Genomic DNA, 20,594 nt, shown 5'->3' with positions numbered 1-20,594 from the left:
CTTCACGGATAGGTCCATGAGACTGGCACGACTGGCGATACGATCTCTGCTGTCACGTTCACGGGCGACGCTTGAGCCAGGCCTTCCGTCCGCCGGCGGCGGCACGCCGGAAGACGTGTTTACGCAGGTGTATCGCGAAGGACTGTGGGGCCGAACCCTGCGTCGCAGGTTCTATTCGGGGCCTGGCAGTCACGACGCCGGTTTGATCCAACCGTATGTGGGCGCGGTGAGCGGATTTCTCAGCAGCTTGCCGGCTCGGCCGGCCGTCGTCGATCTGGGCTGCGGCGATTTCAATGTCGGACGTCGCATACGCAGCGCCTGCGGCAGCTACATTGCGTGCGACGTGGTTGCCGATCTCATCGCGTACAACCGCCGTCAGTTCGCTTCCCTGGATGTCGATTTCCGCTGCGTCGACATCGTCAAGGATCCGCTGCCAGCCGGCGATGTGGTGTTCATCCGCCAGGTTCTGCAGCATCTCAGCAATGAGCAGATCGCGAGCGTCGTCGCCAAGCTGCCGCAGTTTCGTTATCTCGTGCTCACCGAGCATCTGCCGGCGGGCCATGACTTTGTGCCGAACGCGGATCATCGCCACGGCTCGGGCATCCGGCTCGACGCCAACTCCGGCGTCGTGTTGACTGCACCGCCTTTCGAGCTGCGCACGCGAGCCCAGCAGATCATTCTGGATATTCCTAAATATGGCGGCCGTATCACCACCATCGTCTACGAGCTGGCCTGACGCGGCTGCGCGCACCGGCGCCGAGGCGTCGGCGTCGAGAAAGCTCAATCTCGGCTGCGGCACCGACATCCGTCCGGGCTGGGTCAATCTGGATCGTGCTGCGTTGCCCGGCGTGGACGTGGTGCACGACCTGGACCAGTTGCCGCTGCCATTCCATGACCAGCAGTTCGATCATGTGTGCGCCAAGGACGTTTTGGAGCACGTCGATTACCCGCGGCTGTTGCGCGAGATTCACCGCATCCTGCGCGTTGGCGGCACTCTTTACGTGCAGGTTCCGCATTTCACATCGGTGGACAACTACATCGACCCGACGCACCGTCAGCGCTTCTCCATCCGCACCTTCGACTTTTTCGTCGGCGCGGGCGCGCGCTCGTACTACTTCGATTTTTCCTTTGCCGCGATCGGCGAGCGCCGCTTGACGTTCTTTCGCGGGCCGCTGCTGTGGGACTATCTGCTCGAGCCGGTCGTCAACCTGCATTTCAAGCTGCAGAAGTATTACGAGCTGACGTTCCTGAGCCGGCTGTTTCCCGCTCAGAACATTGCGCTGACCCTGGTGAAGTAGATCGAGTATGCGCATCGGCATGCTGCTGCCATCGATCTTCGCGGTCGCCAATCCAGCGAACGGCGTTGCCGAGCAGGCGCGCCAGCAAGCTGCGGCGCTCGAGCGGCTAGGGCACACGGTCTTGCGCCTGAATCCCTGGGAGTGGCGTGACGAGCGCGAGCTCGACGTGCTGCATTTCTACGTCGGGGGCCTGCCTCTACAGGGCGTGACACGCGAACGTCGCCTGCACAAGCCCGGGTTGCTGGTGTTTTCGCCCATCATCGATTCGAATCAGCCGTTTGCTTTGTACCGCGCAGCTGCCTGGCTGGGCGGGCTGTCGCCGCGCTTTCCGTCGGCTCAGGGCGTGATGCGCGAGCAGGCGCGGGACAGCGATCTGGTGATCTGCCGATCGAGCCATGAGAGCGATCGCATGGTCTTCGGCCTGGGCGTGGCGCGTGAACGAACAGGCATCGTGCTGAATGGGTGCAATCCACCGCCGTTGGCCGCGCCTTGCGATCTCGAGGAACATCGGCGGCGACTCGGTCTGCCGGCGGAATTCGTGCTGCATATAAGTGCGTTCACTCAGCCTCGAAAGAATGTGCTGAGACTGGCAGCCGCGGCTGACGAGCTCGGTCTGCCACTGGTAATCGCGGGACGCTCGTCACCCGGCGCCATTCTCGACACGCTGGAGCGCACAGCACGTCGCAGCGGGCGACTGCACCTGCTTGGCTTCGTCGACGCTCAAACGCGGGACGCGCTGTACAGCCTGTGCCGCGTGTTTTGCCTGCCCAGCATTCATGAAGGAACCGGGCTGGTTGCGCTGGAGGCCGCTGCGCGGGGCGCGAATCTGGTGATCACAAAGAACGGCGGGCCGCCCGATTATTTTCTGAGGCACGCTGACTACGTCGATCCGTACCGGCCGGACGACATCAAACGCGCGCTGCTGCAGGCGTGGAATCGGCCCAGGAGCGCACAACTGCGCGAGCACATCCTCGAGCATTTGACGTGGGACGCATCGGCTCGCTCGCTCACAGCGTTGTATCGAGAGCATCTGGAGGGGTTGAAGTCGAGGCGGTCCTCACGTCGCTCATCCAGCGCGGCTGTACCGACCTGACGGCCGTCGCGGGCGCCGTCCAAAGCCATGACATCTCGCAGTGCCATCGACGGCATGACTTGGGTTTTCGCCAGCAACACGCTGGCGCGCCTGGTGACCGTGGCAGGCCAGGTCGTGGTCGGCTGGCTGCTGGTGCCTGAGGACTTCGGCATCTATGCGCTCGCGCTGTCCATGTCCGCGATGATCACGGCTCTGCGCAATGGCGGCATTGGCCAGATCATGATCCAACGAGCCGAGGAGCTGCACGCGAAGGTGCGCCTGTATCGCAACTATTCGCTGGCGATAAACGCACTCGGCACGCTGATTCTGCTGGCGATGGCGGCGCCGGCGTTCGGCGAACGCACTTCGCTCGCTCTGGTGCTGACCGGCATCGCGCTGTCGCTGCCGTTGAGTGCGCCGTCGCTCATCTATCGTTCCCGGCTGATCGTCGATCGCAACTTCCGGGCCGTGGCGAGCATGACGCTGTGGTCGACCCTGCTGTGGCACGCGAGCATTGCGCTGCTGGCATTTGCCGGGCTCGGCCCGGTGAGTTTCGCCATCGCGCCGCTGCTGCAAGCCAGCTATGAGAGCATCGCCGGCCGACGTTATGCGGGCGCACTGCCGGTCGATCCACCTGCACACAAGACGCAGTGGCGTGATTATTTCCTGCTGTTTGCGGACACGCGCTGGATCATGCTGAGCTCCGCCGCGCTGGCGCTGGCGACCAACGGCGTGTACTTCGCAGTCAGCGCGCTGACCGATACCAGAACGGTCGGCATCTTCTTCTTTGCCTTCCAGTTGGTGCTGGCCCTCAGCATGCCGGTTTACAGCGCCATCGAGACAGTGCTGCCGACGGTGCTCAGCAGCTTGAACCGCGACCGGTCGCAACAGGTGGTGCTGTATGCACGCGTCGTTCGCGGCATCGCTGTCGCGGGCATTCCGTTCTCGATTGTCTGTGCGCTGTTGCTGCCGTGGCTCATGAACCTGGTCTGGCGCGGCAAGTGGGACATCGCCGCGCCGGCCGCGCAGATTCTCGTCACGTGCATTCCCGTCTGGCTGATCGTGAACGCCGGCCGCGCACTGATCGATGCCCGGGGACTGTGGCGTGTGCGTTTCTGGGTGCTGAGCGCCTATGCAGTCGGCGGCATCGCCGTGGCGGCGGTGGCCTCGCGTTACCACGGCACTGTCGAGTCGATCGCTATTGCGCTCGCTGTCTTCTATGCACTTTTTGTCGCGGTGTTTGTGATGATTCAGACGCGACTCGGCGTTCCCTGGCGCAGCATCCTGCTGGTGCTATCGGTTGCGGCCGCGATCAGCATCGCCGCGTTGCTGTTGGCGCTGGGAATCGCCGGCACATCGGCAGTGGCCGTGATGCTGCTCTTTGTGGGACTGGCGGTGGTCGGCAATCTGCTGTTACGGCACACGTGGCAGGACATCTTCTTGACGGTTTCGACCTATCGTCGCTGAGCTGCCGGCGCTCAGCATTGCCTCGCTCAGCAAACGTGCCTGAACGCGAGGATGATAGCGTTCGCGTATCGCAGCGAGGCAGGCTTCGCGCGTCTCTGGGCTGACCGCGGCCGTTGCGGTCCATGCAACGATGGCTGCCGCCAGCGCCTCGACGGAATCCTTCGATACCAGCGCACCCGTCACTCCGGGAACGATCGCTTCGAATTCGGGCATCTGTTGTTTGGCTTCGTCGTGCGTGATGACCGGCACGCCATACCCCAAGCTATGCATGCACGTCAGCCCGACGTTGCCAGGTGAAACGGTGACATTGGCGCATGCGAAATATCGCGTCAGCGTCGCCTCGTCGTAACAAGGTCCAACGAAAGCCGCAGCTACGCCACATTCGGCGGCGAGCTGCTCGAGGGAGCCCTTTTCCGGGCCATCTCCAACGATCAGCAGTCGCAGGTCGGGCCGGCTCCGGCGCGCGAGCGCGCAGGCATGGATCAGCAAGTCGAAACGTTTGACAGATGTCAGACGCGCCGTGGCCATGACCACCGGCGCGTCCTCGACGCCGAACAACTGTCGACGAATGCTGTAGATATCGGCCTCTGAAATGCTCGCGCGGAGTGCCTGCTGCTGGTCGAAATCCAGGCTGTTGAAGATGACGTGCAGACGGTTCGGATCGAATCCCGCAGCGATGCCGAGCCGCTTGCCATGCTCGCCATACAGGAGCAGTCCGTTGGCCAGGCGATAAAACAACACGCGCACGAGCCGCTTCAGGCCGCGGTCGGGGCGCGTCCAGCCATGAGTCCAGAACAGAACACGGCGGCCTCTGGCGCGAGCGATGCATGCAGCCACCCAGGTCGACAGCCACGACGCGTCGCCCATGAATACGTAAACGTCGAATCTTCCCGTGGCGGCCTCGGTGACCGCGCCGGTTTGCCAGGTCGCACGAAACATCGGTCGGCAGGCGGTCCTGTGAAATCTCGGATGCGTGGCGAGATCGAGGACTGGAATCGCCTGGCCGCCGGCATCCGTATCGGCGAACAGATGCAGCTCCAGCGCCGGAATATTTTCCAGTTCGCGCAGTAAGGCCTGCCGATAGTGCGCAACGATGTTCTGGAACAGCGCAACCCGGATCGGTCGTGTGCTGGATCGCATGGGCGGAAGCGGAGAGGGAAGAGCGCGCGGATGCTGCGCTACCGGCGGAAAGTCGTCAACGACATTAAATGGTAACAGTGTTGGGATACCAAGGCGGCTGGTTTGCCAAGAAACAAATCGATCCCGTGGATTCCATGTTTCTGAACGCGTCCGGCGCGACGACGTCTCATCCGAGCGAGGAGGGGCCGCTTACGCGCCTGGATGATTACGATCGGCGCGGCTATTCGCCCCAGGCTTCCATCGCACGACGCGTGGCCTGGTACGTCGTGCATGCGTTGTTTTTCGATTCGTGCCTATTGCCGGTGTCGGCGCCGAAGGTATGGTTGCTGCGTGCATTCGGCGCGCGCATGGGCCGGAGAATCGTCATCAAGCCGCGCGTGCGCATCAAATATCCCTGGCTGCTGTCGGTGGGCGACTTCGCATGGATCGGAGAAGGCTCGTGGATCGACAATCTTGCGAAAGTCACCATCGGCGCGCACGCCTGCGTTTCGCAGGATGCCTATCTGCTGACCGGGAACCATGACTATCGCGACCTGCGTTTCGGCTTGATCACGGCGCCCATCCAACTCGAAGACGGGGCTTGGGTCGGGGCCCGCGCGATCGTGTGCCCGGGTGTGACTCTCAAAAGAATGAGTGTGCTGACCGCGGGCAGCATCCTGACAGCCACGACCGAGGAGTATGGAATCTATCGTGGCAATCCAGCAGCGCTCGTCAAGCGACGCAGCCTGCGCGGCGAACGGATCTAACCGAGATGCGCATCGCTCATCTGATTACCTCGCTCGATCCGGCTCAAGGCGGTCCGCCCGCCGTCGCGACTCGCCTGGCGAGCGCACAGGCAAGCCACGCAGCGGCCGTCACGTTGCTTGCCTCTCATCCCCAAGCGCGATTCGACGATGTCCGTAAGAGCCTGGCGCAAGTGCGCGGCATGGATCGGGTTGCTGTGGCTTTCACCTCGCCCGGTCGGGATGCGATCAGTGTGCTGCGCGAATCGAATATCGATGTGCTCCACGTTCACGGGCTCTGGCAACCGCAATTGTTGTTCGCGCTGCGCTGGGCGGACCGCAATGGCTTGCCTTTCGTCATCACCCCGCACGGGATGCTCTCGGCCTTCAGCCTGAGCCAGAAGCCGGTACGCAAACGGCTGGCGCTGGCCCTGGGGTGGCGCAAGCTGCTGGGACGGGCCAGTTATCTGCACGTGTTGAATGACATCGAAGCGGCGGATCTCGGGAAAGTCACAGCACCAGTGCGATTGGCAGTGCTGCCGAACGGGATCGACACGGCGGAGTTTCAGACGCAACTGGGGGAGGAGCCAATCCGTGAGCTGACCGCCGGGCGTCGTTATGTGCTGTTTCTGGCGCGCTTGCATCACATCAAGGCGCCGGATCTCGCGGTGGATGCGTTTGCCACCGTGGCGCAGGCTTTTCCTGACGTGGACCTGATCGTCGCCGGCCCGGACGGCGGCGAACGTGACAATGTTTTCGAGAGAGTGGCGCGACTTGGACTCGGCGCTCGCGTGAAGGTTGTCGGCGCGATCTATGGCGCCGCCAAGGTAGCTCTGCTGCAGAATGCGATTTGTGTCATTCAGCCGAGCCGTCACGAGGCTCAGAGCATCACATTGCTCGAGGCATTGGCTGCGGGCGCGCCGCTGATCGTGACCCCTGAATGTAACTTTCCGGAAGCGCAGGCCGCGGGTGCGGCCATCGTGGCGCCCGGCGTGCCCGACAGGCTCGGCGAGGCGATGAGGGCAATGCTGTCCGATGCGCAGATGCGGGCGGCCAGCGCCGAGCGGGGACGAGCGCTGGTGGCGGAGAAATACCAGTGGTCTCACATCGGCAGGCGCTTTGTCGACTTGTATCGATCCTGCGTGCCGGCCCGCAGCGCCAGCTTCACCGCCGCTTAGTCTTTGGACTGTCACACACCCACCATACCCTTCGCGATCTCACAAACGAACAATTCTGGCCGAACGGCAGATGAGTACAGTACTTCGAGCGTCAGCGGCGCCGGACCGGCCGGCCGCCACCCCCTGGCTGTATGCCTGGGTCGCCCTGGCCATGGTCGCCGTGATCACGGCGGCCATGATGCAGACCGGCATCGATCACATGATCGCCACGTGGCTGGAGCGCGAAGAGTACAGCCACGCGTTGCTGATTCCGGTGATCTCGGCGTATTTGCTGTGGCAACGTCGGGGCGAGCTGGCGCGTCTGGAGTTCAACGGCTCGTGGGGCGGCGTCGCACTCGTCGTGTTCGGCGCGCTGTTGCAGATCGCCGGCGTGCTGGCAACGGTCGACGTGGTACAGCAGTACGGTCTGCTGCTGGCGATCTACGGCCTGGTGGTGGCGTTGATCGGCGTGCGCTCGGCGATGAACTTGTGGGCGCCGCTGCTGTTGCTGGCATTGATGGTTCCTTTGCCCGAGTTTCTGCTGCAGAACTTCTCCGCGCAGCTGCAGCTGATCTCTTCGCAGATCGGCGTTTGGTTCATTCGCCTGTTCGACATCAGCGTGTTCGTCGAAGGCAACGTCATCGACCTCGGCGGCTACAAGCTGCAGGTGGCCGAGGCCTGCGATGGTCTGCGCTATCTGTTCCCGCTGATGACCATGGGCTTCATCATGGCCTATATGTTCAAGGTCGAGATGTGGAAGCGCTGGCTGTTGTTCGTTTCCAGCATTCCCGTGACCATTCTCATGAACAGCTTCCGCATCGGCACCATCGGGGTGATGGTGGAGCATTGGGGCCACAAGATGGCGGAAGGCTTCCTGCACGACTTCCAGGGCTGGGCGGTGTTCATGACCAGCGCCGGCGTGTTGCTGCTGGAGATGATGCTGCTCGCCAGGATCGGCAAGAATCGTCGTCCGTGGCGCGAGGTGTTCGGGTTGGACGAAGCCGAGCCCATCGATAGCAGCGCGCCGCCGGTTCATCGCGCCGCGCCGGCATCCTTCATCGTAAGTACGGTGATCGTCAGTGCCTTCGCGGCTGGCGTGATGCTGGCGCCGGAACGCGCCGAGGCTATTCCGAAGCGCGAATCGTTCTTCGCGTTCCCGAATCAAGTCGAGTCCTGGACCGGCAAGCGCAGCGCGATGGAACAGATCTTCCTGGACCAGCTCAAGCTGGATGACTACATCATCTCGGATTACATGCGCGGCGGCCGTGAGGCCGTGAACTTCTATGTGGCGTGGTACGACTCGCAACGTGCCGGCAGCTCGGCACATTCGCCGCGCTCATGCCTGCCCGGCGGCGGTTGGCGTATGACCGAGTTCGATGAGGTCGAGGTGGCTGGTGTGCAAGTGGCCGGCAAGCCGCTGCGCGCGAACCGGGTGCAGATCGAGCTCGGCAGCCGCAAACAGCTGGTGTATTACTGGTTCCAGCAGCGTGGCCGCGTCATCACCAATGAATATCTGGTGAAGTGGTACTTGTTCCTCGACTCGCTCACCCGTCAGCGCACCGATGGAGCGCTGGTGCGCCTGGTGACGCCGTTGGCGATCGGCGAGCCCGTGCAGAACGGCGATCGCCGACTGGTCGAGTTCGCGGGCCAGGTCGCACCGCGCCTCGAGCGCTATATTCCCGACTGAGGCCCCAATGGACCTGATGCTGGGCTTCCTGCTGGCGATGAGCGTCACGATGGCGCTCATCCCGCCGCTGATGCAGGCGGCCGCACGCTGGCGCTTTCTCGACGCACCGGAAGCCCGCAAGGTGCACACGACGCCCGTGCCGAGGGTGGGCGGCATCGCGATGGCGGCCGGCACGCTGCTGGCTTTGTTACTTTCCGGCGAGTTCGCACAGCCCATGCCGGCTTATCTCGCCGGCGTGCTGGTGCTGCTGTTGTTCGGCGTTTGGGACGACCGGGTGACCTTGAGCGCCGGCCCGAAGCTGCTCGGTCAGATCATCGCGGTGTTGCTGATCATGCAGTGGGGCGATGTGACCATCTCCACCGTGACCCTGGCGGAGCGGTACGAGCTGCCGGGCGCCATCGCGTGGCCGCTGACGTTCGTGTTCCTGATCGGCGTGACCAATGCCATCAATCTCGCTGACGGCCTCGACGGACTGGCGGGCGGCACCACGTTGCTGTCACTGTCCGCGCTGGCATTGCTGGCATTTACTTCGGGCACGCCGTTCGTAGGCGTGGTAGCCATCGTCATCGTCGGCGCGATCCTCGGCTTCCTTCGCTACAACACGCATCCGGCGCGCGTGTTCATGGGCGATGGCGGTAGCCAGATCCTCGGCTTCTCGGTCGCCGTGCTCGCAGTGGTGCTCACGCAGGACGAAACGACGCCGCTCAGCTCCGCGCTGCCGTTGCTGTTGCTCGGCATTCCCATCATCGACACGCTGATGGTGATGACGCAACGGATGCTCGAAGGCCGGTCGCCGCTGCAGGCGGATCGCAATCACATCCATCACCGTTTGCTCGCGCTCGGCTTCGATCATCACGAGGCGGTGATGGGCATTTATCTGCTGCAGGCCTGCCTGTTCGTCACCGCCTGGTATCTGCGCTACGAATCCGACTTCACCATCGTCGCCTCGTTCGCCGGTGTGTCGTTGCTCGTCATCGGCTCGTTGCAGCTGGCGACGGCGTTGGGCTGGCGGTGGCGCCCGGTGAGCCGCAATGGCAACGGCAGTTCGTCGCAGCTGGGCCGATTCGTCGTCTGGCTGCGTGCGCCAGCGCGTTTGCCACGCTGGGCGCTGCTCTTCATCGCAGCCGCCGTCGCTGTATATCTTTTTTCGGTGGGCCTCGAGAGTCCGCCGCCCAGCAGTGACGTGCAAATCATGGCGGCGATCGTTGCGGTCGTCACCGCGGGCTCGATGGCCATGCGCTGGCGGGAGGCGGACTCGGGCTGGATGTTGAAGGGCGCCGCGTTCCTCGCGCTGGTGATGGCCGTGTATTTCGATCGTCAGACAACGACATTCCTGGATCGGCGCGCGACGCTGCAGGTGGTGTTGTTTGCAGCACTGGTGACTGCAATCGTCATACGTTTCCGGCTCGCGAGCGACCGGCGCTTCCGGGTCACGCCATTGGACATATTGGTCGTTTTTATTGCAGTGGCCGTGCCCAATCTGCCGGGCTCGGTGGTGAGCTCGGCGACCGTCGGCGAGAGCATCGCGAAGCTGGTGGTGCTGATGTATGGCGTGGAAACATTATTCAGCGCGTCCGCGCACTGGTGGCGGCTGCCCAGCCTGGTGGCGCTGGGCTATCTCGCGGCGTGCTCGCTGCACGGCTGGCTTTGAAACATTGCTCGCGCCGCTTGCAACGGCGCTGTCATCGGACCGTCAACTCCCGCGCATACGCTCGTCACCCAAGCTCAGACGCTGCGCCAGGTCACATCCTGCGCAGTCAAAATTCAAATATCGGTGCGACGTGAAGAAGACTCTCAGCAAACTGGTGAGTGCCGCGGTGATCGTGAGCCTGATGGCCGGCTGCGGCGGGGCCGAGCAGCGCAAGGCTCGTTATGTGGAAAAGGGCGAAAGCTATCTCGCCGAGCGCAACTACGAAAAGGCGCGTGTCGAATTCCGTAACGCTTTGCAGATCGAGCCCAACGACGTCAACGCCCGCTATCAGCTGGGCCGCATCGCGGAGAAGCTCGGCAATCCGCGTGAAGCCGTCGGGCATTATCAAGCGGCCATCGACCAGGATCCCAATCATACGGATTCGCGGGCGGCGCTGGGGCGCTTGTTCCTGCTCGGTGGCGTGCCCGACCGCGCGATGGAATTGGTGACACCCGGTTTGACCCAGAATCCTCAGAGCGCGCCTTTGCTGACCGTGCGAGGCGCGGCGAAGGCGCAGCTTGGCGATGTGCCGGGCGCGTTCGAAGACGCTGAAGCGGCGGCGAAGCTGGCGCCCAACGACGAATATGCGATTGCGCTGCTTGCGTCGTTGTATCGACAGAATGCCCGCAGCGACAAGGCCATCGAAATCGTCACCGCGGGCATCGAGCGCGTGCCGGAGAGCGTCGACCTGCGCGTCGTGCTCGCCGATTTGCTGCTTGCTCACAAACAGATGCCCGAGGCCGAGGCGCAGTTGCGCAAGGTCATCGAGATGCAGCCCGAGGACCTCTCGCATCGCTACCGGCTGGCCCGCTTCCACATGCTCACCAAGAACCTGGTGGCCGCCGAACAGACGATGCGCGACGCCATCAGTGCCAAGCCCGACAGCGTCGAAGCGAAGGCGGCACTCGCAGACCTGCTCGCATCGAATGGCAGCGCCGACAAGGCCGAGGTGGAGCTGAAGAAGTTCGCCGACGAGGAAAAGGACGGCGCGCAGATGCAACTCGCGCTCGCCCGGTTCTACGAGTCACAGCGCAAGATCGACGATGCTCAGCGCGTCTACGGCGAAATCGTCAAGGAACAGGAGACCAAGCCCGACGGCCTGGTGGCCCGCAACCGGCTCGCGACTCTGCTGCTCGCGAAGCAGGATGTGAAGGGCGCATCGACGCTCATCGAAGAAGTGCTCAAGGAAAACCCTCGCGACAATGACGCGCTGGCCCTGCGCGGCAATATGGCGTTGGCGCGCGGCGATGCGCCGGCGGCGATTGCGGACCTGCGCTCGGTGCTGCGCGATCAGCCGAACTCGGCGCCCATCCTGCGAGCCCTGGCTCGGGCTCACTTGCAGAACAGCGAGCCGGCGCTTGCGGAAGAAACATTGCGATCGGCGGTGCAGTCCAATCCTGGCGACAAAACCGTGCGGCTGGAGCTGGCGCAGCTGTTGACCCAGTCGGGGCGGGGCGAGCAGGCGCGCCCGGTGCTCGAGCAACTGGTGAAAGAGTCGCCGAGCGATGTATCGGTGATGGAGTCGTTGTTCCGCGTGCAGGCACAGCTCAAGGATCTGACGGCGGCTCGCGCTACGGCGGAAAATATCAAACAGGCGCGTGCGGATCTGCCGCTGGGCTGGTATCTGGAAGGCGCGGTCAGCGAGGCGGAGAAGAAATACGACGCCGCCGCCACTGCCTATGAGCGTGCGTTGGAGATTCAACCCAGCGCCGGTGAGCCGTTGACCGCACTGGTGCGCGTCGATGCAGCTCGCAAGCAGCTGCCACAGGCGTTCGCTCGATTGGACAAAGTCATCGCGCAGCAGCCGGACAATGTCATCGCTCGCAATTTGAAGGGCGAGCTGCTGGCGACGCGTGGCGAGCTGGATGCCGCCGCTGCTGCATTCGACGAAGCCATCGCGAAGGCGCCGCAATGGTGGATGCCGTATCGAGGCCTCGCTCTGTCGCATTTGGCGGGCAAGCGCAACGATCAAGCCATCAAGGCGCTCGAAGATGGCTTCGCGAAAACCGGCGCCGCCGCGCTGGGCACCGACCTGGCCGCGCTCTATGAGCGCCTCGATCGACCCGATGACGCCATTCGAATCTACGAAGGCATGGTGACGCGCGAGCCGAATTCCGTCGCGGCCGCCAACAATCTGGCGATGCTGCTGGTGAGCTATCGCACCGATCCTTCCAGCCTGGAGCGTGCCGCGGAGCTGACGGGCAAGCTCGACAATGTCAGCGAGCCGTCCATTCTGAATACGCGCGGCTGGGTGAAATTCAAGCGCGGCGAGTTCCAGGAATCGTTGGCCCTGTTGCAGCAGGCGGTGGACAAGTCGCCGGAATCGCCGCTGATGCGCTATCACCTCGGCATGGCGCAGCTCAAGACCGGCGATCGCGCGTCGGCGCAGAAGAATCTCGAAGCCGCGGTCAGCTCGGGCCGTCAGTTCCACGGCTCGAAGGATGCGCAGGCGGCGCTCGATCAAATGAAAGCGGCCGGCTAAGGAAGATAGAACTTCAATTTCGGGACGCGGCTCGCGCCGCGTGGGGAGCGGTTGTGTTTAGAAAAACGATTGTGGCGCTGGCCGCGTGGCTGGCGTCGGGTGTCGGCTTGCCGGCGTGGTCGGCGACAGTGTTGGAAACATCGGAAGTGCTGGCCGCGAATGCCGCAGCCGCCGCACAGTTGCCGCCGACCTATGAGTTCACGTTGACCGCCGCGGGCAACTACGTCGTGACCTTGAAGGATCTCGGCGTGATGCCGGGACTGCCGGTCGATCCAACCAATCTCAATGTGCCGGTCCTGCAGTCGTTGCAAGTGCTGGTGACGCGAGACTTGCAGGCTGTGGCTGAGCTCGAGATCGATTATCCGACCGAACCGAACATCGCGCAGCTGCCGGAAACGCAGGTGTTCGCCGGGACACCGGGCACCTATCGCGTGCACGTGTTGGGCGCTGCTTCGGATGCGGGCGTCGGCCTGTTCAGCGTCGACGTGGCTCCATCCGGTGGCGGCGCGCCCCTCTTTCAAGTGGCCGATGAGATCGCGATTCAGAGCGGTCCGGCGCCGGAGCAAACGGTGTTGCAGACTTCATTCACCGTGACTCAGGCCGGCGCCTATCGGGTGCGTGCGTTGGATCGCTCGTTTCCTGCGCCGCTGGTCGAGAGGAATGTGCTGGTGCTGCAGACCTCGCCGACCGTCGGCGTCGTTGTAAGCAATCAGGGGGCATTCAGCACGGCTGACGTGGGCACGTTCAATGCGACGGCCGGCGCCACTTACGACTTGATCGTCATTGCATCCAGTTCCGGCGCGGATGCGGCGGGGTTGTATGGCGTGAGCGTGCAGGGTGGACCTTCGGATGCGGTGATTTATCGAAGTGAAAATGCGGTCGGCAGCTTGCCGCGCGCACGCACGTTGAGCATTGCCAGTGCCGGGGCGCACACCCTTACGTTGGCGGATCTGGAATTTCCAGAGGCCCTCACTTCGTTCTCGGCTGCAGTGATCCAGAACGAAACCTTCGTCGGCAGCACGACCGGCACGACGGCAGCAAACTTGACGCTGAGCGCAGGTCCGGCGCAGTTGTTTGTATATGCGGTGACGCCGACCGTTGGCGCTGCGTCAGTCACGTTGGGGCAAGGCGCGCAGGTCGAGTACGCAGATGTTCACATCGCCGATGCCTCGCCCGAAGCGTCGACGCCGGCGATTTATTCCTTCTCGCCGTCGGAGGCCGTTGCCGCCGGCAACTACATGCTCACGCTCGCGGACTTGCGCTTTCCTACGCAGCTTACCGACCTGCGGGCCGCGGTGGTGCAGGGTGCGACAGTCGTTCATCAGCTCGATGAAGCAGGCAGCGAGCCTGTGACCTTGCAGACCGGCCGGATGCGTGTGCTGGTTGCCGCGACTCCACCGCCAGTGTCTGGCACGACGCCGGGCAATGGTTTGTTTGCACTGACCCTGACCACTCAGCCGGGCAATGCGACGGTGATCGAGAGCACGCAGGGCGTCGGCGGCTTGTTCACCGCCCGAGTCGTCACGTTGCCCGCCGCCGGTCGCTACGATGTGACTTTGAAAGACTTCGCGTTTCCCGAGCGGCTGCGGACCAGCTGGCTGGCCGTCACTCGAGGCACCACGCTGGTGGGGCAAGTGATCGGCAGCAGCGCCATTCAGAACCTGCAGCTCGAAGCCGGCCTGCACGTGTTGAATTTCCTCGGTCAGCCGGCGGCGGATGCGAATTACGGAACCTTCGGCATGAAGGTCGCCGACTCCGTGGCTCCGCCGGTCGTGACTCTGGCAGCCTCGCCGACTTCGGTGACGTCGGGTCAAACCACCACGCTGACGTGGTCGGCAACCGGTGCGACCTCCTGCTCGGCGGCCGGTGGCTGGAGCGGTAGCAAGGCGCTTACCGGGCCCGAGACGAGCGTCGCTCTCACGGCGAATACGACTTTCGAGATCGAGTGCGTGGGCCCGGGCGGCCGGGATGATGCGTCCGTCACTGTCACGGTGAACGCGGCGGCGCTCCGTCGAGGCGGTGGCGGCGCCATGGATCCGCTGCTGCTCGTTTCTCTGCTGGCATTGCTGAGCTTGGCGACGGCACGCAGACGCTCTATCCTGCGCTGACCGTTCAGCGAACCGGGGACCGCAATGGCGAAGAAAAAGAGCGTCGGTGAGCTGCAGCGTCGTACGCTGAATGCACGCAAGCGGGCCGAGCTGGCGAAACAGGAAGCGCGCGATGCGAAGGCCCGGGCTCGCGAAGCCCGCCGCCTGTTCAAGGAAGCGAAGAAGGTTGCCAAGAAGGCGCGTGCCGAGCTCGAGGGCTTGAGCAAAAAATTGAAGAAATTGCTCGGGCCCGATGCGTCCCTCAAAGGCTCGCGGAAGAAGCGGGCCGCGTGAGCTCGCCGCCACGGCGATCGCTCAGGTCCAGAGACGTCGGCTTCGCGCGCCGCTGACGCCGTCTGATCCGTAGCCTCTCATTGTGACCGGCTCGTAACACCAGGTCCTGCCACTCGTCCTTCGTCATGGGCCGGACGAATTGCAGAGGCGAGCGGATCAGGTCTTTCATGTCTGCGCCTGCGAGACGGATCAGCGAAGAGGGGCCATTCAACCGCCTCAACGTGACATCGACATTGCAGGGCTATTGCAAGCTGGCGCTCAGCTCGTCGAGCGCAACGCGTGACGCTGCAATTTTCCGGTCGCGGTCTTCGGCAGCGAGCTGCGAAATTCGATGGCGCGCGGGTATTTGTATGGCGCGATGGTTTGCTTCACGAACGCTTGCAATGTTTGCACGAGCTCCGACGAGCCGTCGTTGCCGTCGTGAAGCACGATGAATGCCTTGACGAGCTGACCGCGCGCTTCGTCCGGCACGCCGACCACGGCGCATTCTTTGACTGCGGGATGTTCCAGGAGCGCCGCTTCCACTTCCGGCCCGGCGATGTTGTAGCCGGCGGAAATGATCATGTCGTCGGCGCGCGCTTCGAAATGGAAATAGCCGTCCTCGTCCTGTGAATACAGATCGCCGGTGACATTCCATCCTTCAAACACGTAATCATGCTGGCGCGGGTCGTCGAGATAGCGGCATCCGGTCGGACCCTTCACGGCGAGGCGACCGACTTTGCCCGGTGGCAAAGGCAGACCATCGGTGTCGAGGATGCACGCCTGATAGCCGGGCAGCGGCTTGCCCGTGGTGCCCGGATGAATCTGATCGCCTTTGGCGGAAATAAAGATATGGATCAGCTCGGTGGCGCCGATGCCATCGATCAGGCGAATGCCAGTCGCTGCGAACCACGCATCCGACGTTGCCTTGGGTAACGCCTCGCCCGCGGACACGCAGCGCTTCAGGCTGGAAATATCGAACTTGCTCAACAGCGGTAGCAACGATCGATACGCTGTCGGCGATGTGAACAATGCGCTCGCCCGGAAACGTTGCACAGCCGCCAGCAGGTTCTCGCCGCTCGGCTGTTCGACGAGGACACTCGCCGCGCGCCTGCCCAATGGGAAAACCAGCAGGGCTCCCAATCCAAACGTGAAGCCGAGCGGTGGACTGCCGACATAGATGTCCTCGGGTGAAGTCTCGAGCAGATGGCCGGCGACGATCTCGCGCATCGCGAGCACATCGCGATGAAAATGCATGGTGGCCTTCGGCGTGCCTGTCGTTCCAGACGTGAATGCGAGCAAACAAACGTCGTCACGGGCAGTGTCGACATTGGCGAATGTCGAAGCCTGCCCGTTCATCATTTTCTCCAGCTGGCCACCCCCGAATTGCACGATCTTGCGCAGGCGTCCGCCGAGTTGCGCGGCCTGCTGCAGCTCCTGTGCGAAACGTGAGTCGCACAGGGCATGGTCGATTTGCGCGCGCTCGGCGATGACCGACAGCTCGTGCGCGCGGAGCAAAGGCATGGTTGTCACGGCGATCGCGCCGGCTTTCATCACGGCCAGCCAGCAGGCGACCAACGTGGGATTGTTCGGGCCTCGCAGCAGCACGCGATTGCCGGGCACGATGCCCATCTCGTTCACCAGCACATTGGCAATGCGATTGCTGCGCTCGAGCAGCTCTGCGTAGGTCCAAACGCCGCTGTCGGCGTAGAGCGCGACGCGGTTGCCATGCCCTTCGCGGACGGCATCGTCGATCAGCACGACGCCGCAATTGAGATGTTCGGGATACTGCAGCTCGGGCAGGTCGAAACGAAACTCCGGCCACAAGTGCGGCGGCGGCAATCGCTCATTCGCAAAGCCATCCACATGGGAGGTGTACGGCATGCGAAAGGACTCGGCGAACATCATGTCACCGCGGCGCGAACGGCATAACGCGGATCTGCCCAGCAGCCGCTATGGACTACATCGGCAACTGTGTAGGCGGCGTCCCAGACATCCTGGTAGCGAAGATACAAAGGCGTGAAGCCGAAGCGCAGCAGATCCGGTGCACGGAAGTCGCCAATCACGCCGCGTTCGATCAGCGCCTGCATGATTGCGTAGCCTTCGGGATGCGAGAAGGAAACATGACTGCCGCGATCGTTCACGTTCGCCGGACTGACCAGTTGCAGCGACGGGCAGATGTCGGCGAGGAGATCGACGAACAACTCGCTCAGCCAGCGCGACTTCTGCACGATGTCCTGCATCCGGCTGCGCAACATCAGATCGACGCCGACCTCCAGGCTCAGTACGCCAAGAATCGACGGCGTGCCGCACAGGAAACGACGGATGCCGTTGGCCGGCTCGTAGTTGTCGATGAATTCGAACGGGCGGTTGTGACCCATCCAACCCTTGAGCGGCGAGGTGAGCTGGTCCTGCAGCCGTTGCGAGACGAACAAAAACGCCGGCGCGCCCGGCCCGCCATTCAGATATTTGTAGCCGCACCCCACGGCCATGTCGGCTTCACAGCCGTTCAGATCGACCTCGATCGCGCCGACGCTATGACTCAAATCCCAGATCACCAGCGCGCCATGCTCGTGAGCCTTGGCAGTGATGGCTCGCATGTCGTGAATGGCGGCGGTTTTGTAGTGGACATGCGTGAGCATGACCACCGCGGTGTTCGCATCGATGGCGTCGATGATGCGCTCGGCCGGTTCCAGCCGCAGTTGTAACGGACAACTGCGAGTGCCGATGGCGCCTTCGGCCATGTACAGATCGGTGGGGAAGTTGCCGGGCTCGGAGAGCACCACGCAGCGGTCCGGGCGGGCGGCGAGCGCCGCGCCCAGCAGCTTGAACAAGTTGACGGAGGTGGAGTCGGCCACGACGACCTCACCGCTGCGTGCGCCGATCAATCGGGCGATCTTGTCGCCCACGCGCAAAGGCGCGTCGATCCAGTGATGCTCGTTCCAGCTGCGGATCAGGCCCTGGCCCCATTCCTTGGCGACCACTTCCTCGATCCGGCCGCGGGTGGCCTTGGGCAGCGGACCGAGCGAGTTGCCGTCCATATAAATGATGCCGCCCGGTAGCTCGAACTCCTCGCGACGGTGGCGTAACGGGTCTTCCTGGTCCCACCGGCGGATCGCCGGGTAGGTAATCGCATCTCGTCGCTCGAAGGTCGTGATCTTGTCGAATTTTCGATGCATCTGGCGGACCCCTGTGCCTGTCGGAAAGTGTCGGCCCAAGGCCGCCGGACATTGTTCCGAAAGGCGGGTCTTGCCATGCGCCGTAAAGAACGATAGTAGTGTCGATACCCCGATTCGGAGGAAAATGTCCCGATGCTGGACAAGACAGAGACCACTATCCTGAAATTGCTCGAAGACGACGGACGGCTCTCGTACGCCGAGCTGGGCGAGAAGGTCGGGTTGTCGAAGAGTCCGTGCTGGTCCCGAGTGCGGGAGTTGGAGCGTCAGGGCGTCATCCGGCGTTATCGGGCGGAGATCGACGCCGCGGCGGTCGGGTTGGATTTACATGCCTTCGTGCAAGTGACCATCAACCCGACGCGGCATACCGATTTCGAGGCGGCAGTGAATCGGCACCCGTCGGTGTTGGAGTGCTTCACGACGGCGGGGCAGGCGGACTACCTGCTGCATGTCCTGGTGCGTGGCATCGGCGAACTGGATGAATTGCTCCGGGCGCAGATCTCGCGGCTGCCCGGTGTGCAACGATTGGAAACGACGGTCTGCATGAAGACCATCAAGCATCGCGGCTCGGTGATGGCCTGCCTGCGGTGAGCGACGAAAGTAAAGTTACAAAGGTTCAAGGAGTCAGTCATGGTCGGCGGCGTCAGTGCAGTGGTCCTCATCAAGGCCGAAACTTCCAGTGTCAACGAGCTCGCGCAAAAGCTCGTCGAGCTCAAAGGCGTCGCCGAAGTGTTCTCGGTGGCGGGGCAGTACGATCTCGTCGCCATCGTGCGCGTCAAGGAAAACGAGCAGCTGGCCGAGGTGGTCAGCGACAAGATGCGCAAGCTGCCCGGCGTGCAGTTGACCGAGACGATGATCGCGTTCCGTGTGTTCACGAAGGCTGCGGTCGAAGGGATGTTCGATCTCGGCAGCTGACCCTCGGCAGCTGACAAGAGCGTCAGGTTAACGTCAGTACTCGTTCGGCATCATGCTCCGCGGTCGCGCCGAACAGGCGCGCCCGAGTTTTCAACCGTGGAGCATTCATGAATTCCAACAACCTCGGCGCAGCTGTTGCCGTCCTATTGGCGGCCGCGAGCCCGAACGCATTCGCTCAAGCTGCGAGCACCACCGACACCGCCGCGCTTCGCGCGCAGATCGAAGCATTGCGAGCAGAGCAGGCGCGTATCGCCGAGTGGCAGCGTCAGACCGAAGCGAAAATTCGTGAGTTGGAAGCGAGTGTCGGCGCGACCAGCGCTGCGGCTCAGAGCGCGCCCGCGGTTGCTCCTTCCTCGCCGGCTCCGCAGTTTGCGAATCCCGATGGCAAGCCGAAGTTGACGGTGTCGGGCGATCTGCGCCTGCGCTATCAAGGCGACTACTCCGATGACGATGCCCGCGCACGTGACAGCGGACAGGTTCGTGGCCGTCTCGGTGCGACGTATGCCGTCACCGATCGCGTCACCGTCGGCGCCCGCCTGGTGACCGGCGATGCGGACGATCCGAACAGCGTCGACGTGCAGATGTCGAATTGGGACGATGACTTTCAGGTCAGCCTCGATCAGGCCTACGCGCAGATCAATTTCGGCGACCTGAATGTTTACGGCGGCAAGATTCCGCAGCCCTTTACGCGAACCGACCTGGTGTGGGATGGCGACGTGAATCCGCAAGGCCTGAGCGGCGTGTACAGGCACAAGCTCGGCGACGGTTCGGCCCTGCGCGCGAGCGGTTTGTTCTTCATCGTCGATGAAGATGCCGTCGGCCCCGACAGCACCATGAGCGGCGTCCAGCTCGGTTACGACTCCGCCGAGCTCGGCCACTTCAAGTTCGATGCGTCCGTGGCTTACTACGACTACACCTTGGGCAGCATCGTTGGCGCCGACGCCGGCGATTTCCGGAGCAATCTGCGTCGGCCCGACGGCAGCTATCTCTCCGACTTCAATCTTGGCGATTTCATCCTCGGTGCGAGCTATTCGGGACTTGGCGCGCGTTGGCCGGTGCGTTTCGTCGGCAACTACGTGAAGAACTTCGGCGCCGAGACTTCACAGGACACCGGCTACGGCGCGGACCTGGGCATCGGTCGCGTGACTCAGCCCCACGATTTGCGCGTGACCTATGGCTACTCGGTGGCCGAGACGGATGCGGTGCTGGGCGCGTTCTCACACGACAACATCGGCATCGGCACCAACTATGAGCTGCATGCGCTCACGGTGGATTACGTGCCGATGCCGAAAACGCTGCTCACCGCCATCTGGTATCACTACAAGCCGGAGAACGCTGTCGACGCGGGTAGCAATGCCATCGGCGACTGGCTGGATCGGATCCGTGTCGCGTTTATGGTCTCGTTCTGATAACTGCTACGATGGCGGG

At 63.2% G+C, this 20,594-nt stretch carries 17 protein-coding genes; 14 read left to right on the top strand and 3 right to left on the bottom strand.

Annotation, left to right across the window (positions count from 1 at the left end; translation table 11 throughout):
- Positions 1-16: 16 nt before the first annotated feature.
- Genes GYH35_RS10115 through GYH35_RS10100 form a run of 4 tightly spaced genes read left to right on the top strand, consistent with a single transcriptional unit; the run spans position 17 to position 3,837 of the window.
- A complete protein-coding gene (locus tag GYH35_RS10115) occupies positions 17-736 on the top strand; it encodes a class I SAM-dependent methyltransferase (RefSeq protein ID WP_161828305.1) in 720 nt (239 codons plus the stop codon).
- Positions 696-1,298, top strand: coding sequence for a class I SAM-dependent methyltransferase (locus tag GYH35_RS10110; protein ID WP_161828304.1), 603 nt, complete (start codon positions 696-698; stop codon positions 1,296-1,298). Before GYH35_RS10115 ends, GYH35_RS10110 begins: the two co-directional genes overlap by 41 nt.
- A gap of 7 nt (positions 1,299-1,305) precedes the next feature.
- Positions 1,306-2,391, top strand: coding sequence for a glycosyltransferase (locus GYH35_RS10105; protein ID WP_161828303.1), 1,086 nt, complete (start codon positions 1,306-1,308; stop codon positions 2,389-2,391).
- 27 nt (positions 2,392-2,418) lie between these two features.
- Positions 2,419-3,837, top strand: a complete 1,419-nt coding sequence (locus tag GYH35_RS10100; protein WP_161828302.1) for an oligosaccharide flippase family protein — start codon at positions 2,419-2,421, stop codon at positions 3,835-3,837.
- On the opposite strand, the gene GYH35_RS10095 is transcribed toward GYH35_RS10100, so the two are convergent.
- The gene (locus tag GYH35_RS10095) at positions 3,784-4,977 is read right to left on the bottom strand and encodes a glycosyltransferase (protein ID WP_161828301.1); all 1,194 of its coding nucleotides are present in this window, start codon (positions 4,975-4,977) and stop codon (positions 3,784-3,786) included. The two genes, GYH35_RS10100 and GYH35_RS10095, sit on opposite strands and share 54 nt — an antisense overlap.
- A 68-nt stretch (positions 4,978-5,045) precedes the next feature.
- Between GYH35_RS10095 and GYH35_RS10090 the strand changes: the two genes are divergently transcribed.
- From GYH35_RS10090 to GYH35_RS10060, 7 genes are all read left to right on the top strand, one after another.
- Positions 5,046-5,723 carry a WcaF family extracellular polysaccharide biosynthesis acetyltransferase gene (locus GYH35_RS10090; protein WP_202624211.1) on the top strand — a complete coding sequence of 226 codons (678 nt, stop codon included), beginning with the start codon at positions 5,046-5,048 and terminating at the stop codon, positions 5,721-5,723.
- Between the two features lie 5 nt (positions 5,724-5,728).
- Positions 5,729-6,877 (top strand): glycosyltransferase, encoded by a 1,149-nt coding sequence (locus GYH35_RS10085; RefSeq protein WP_161828300.1) that lies wholly within the window; start codon positions 5,729-5,731, stop codon positions 6,875-6,877.
- 70 nt (positions 6,878-6,947) lie between these two features.
- Positions 6,948-8,543, top strand: coding sequence for a VPLPA-CTERM-specific exosortase XrtD (gene xrtD, locus GYH35_RS10080; protein WP_161815833.1), 1,596 nt, complete (start codon positions 6,948-6,950; stop codon positions 8,541-8,543).
- Between the two features lie 7 nt (positions 8,544-8,550).
- The gene (locus tag GYH35_RS10075; RefSeq protein WP_161828299.1) at positions 8,551-10,194 is read left to right on the top strand and encodes an MraY family glycosyltransferase; all 1,644 of its coding nucleotides are present in this window, start codon (positions 8,551-8,553) and stop codon (positions 10,192-10,194) included.
- 130 nt (positions 10,195-10,324) lie between these two features.
- Complete coding sequence (locus tag GYH35_RS10070) at positions 10,325-12,715, top strand: tetratricopeptide repeat protein (protein ID WP_161828298.1); 2,391 nt, start codon at positions 10,325-10,327, stop codon at positions 12,713-12,715.
- Between the two features lie 53 nt (positions 12,716-12,768).
- Complete coding sequence (locus GYH35_RS10065; protein ID WP_161828297.1) at positions 12,769-14,823, top strand: hypothetical protein; 2,055 nt, start codon at positions 12,769-12,771, stop codon at positions 14,821-14,823.
- 24 nt (positions 14,824-14,847) lie between these two features.
- Positions 14,848-15,096 (top strand): hypothetical protein, encoded by a 249-nt coding sequence (locus GYH35_RS10060; RefSeq protein ID WP_161815829.1) that lies wholly within the window; start codon positions 14,848-14,850, stop codon positions 15,094-15,096.
- A 258-nt stretch (positions 15,097-15,354) separates the two neighbouring features.
- Here GYH35_RS10060 and GYH35_RS10055 read toward each other — a convergent pair whose 3' ends face one another.
- Both GYH35_RS10055 and kynU read right to left on the bottom strand, forming a co-directional pair.
- The gene (locus GYH35_RS10055; RefSeq protein WP_161816002.1) at positions 15,355-16,959 is read right to left on the bottom strand and encodes an AMP-binding protein; all 1,605 of its coding nucleotides are present in this window, start codon (positions 16,957-16,959) and stop codon (positions 15,355-15,357) included.
- Positions 16,960-16,979: 20 nt separating this feature from the next.
- A complete protein-coding gene (gene kynU, locus GYH35_RS10050; protein WP_161815828.1) occupies positions 16,980-18,254 on the bottom strand; it encodes a kynureninase in 1,275 nt (424 codons plus the stop codon).
- A gap of 132 nt (positions 18,255-18,386) precedes the next feature.
- Between kynU and GYH35_RS10045 the strand changes: the two genes are divergently transcribed.
- The 3 genes from GYH35_RS10045 to GYH35_RS10035 all read left to right on the top strand — a co-directional run bounded on the left by GYH35_RS10045 (position 18,387) and on the right by GYH35_RS10035 (position 20,575).
- The gene (locus tag GYH35_RS10045) at positions 18,387-18,842 is read left to right on the top strand and encodes an Lrp/AsnC family transcriptional regulator (protein ID WP_202624209.1); all 456 of its coding nucleotides are present in this window, start codon (positions 18,387-18,389) and stop codon (positions 18,840-18,842) included.
- Positions 18,843-18,881: 39 nt separating this feature from the next.
- On the top strand, positions 18,882-19,166 hold the full coding sequence (locus tag GYH35_RS10040) for an Lrp/AsnC family transcriptional regulator (protein WP_129649355.1): 285 nt from the start codon (positions 18,882-18,884) through the stop codon (positions 19,164-19,166).
- Between the two features lie 107 nt (positions 19,167-19,273).
- On the top strand, positions 19,274-20,575 hold the full coding sequence (locus GYH35_RS10035) for a putative porin (RefSeq protein WP_161815827.1): 1,302 nt from the start codon (positions 19,274-19,276) through the stop codon (positions 20,573-20,575).
- Positions 20,576-20,594 lie beyond the last annotated feature (19 nt).

Source organism: Steroidobacter agaridevorans (assembly GCF_009932555.1).
In the GTDB taxonomy this organism is placed as follows: domain Bacteria; phylum Pseudomonadota; class Gammaproteobacteria; order Steroidobacterales; family Steroidobacteraceae; genus Steroidobacter; species Steroidobacter agaridevorans.
The sequence above is the reverse complement of the archived record's forward strand: the minus strand, read 5'-3'. Positions and strand labels throughout refer to the sequence as shown.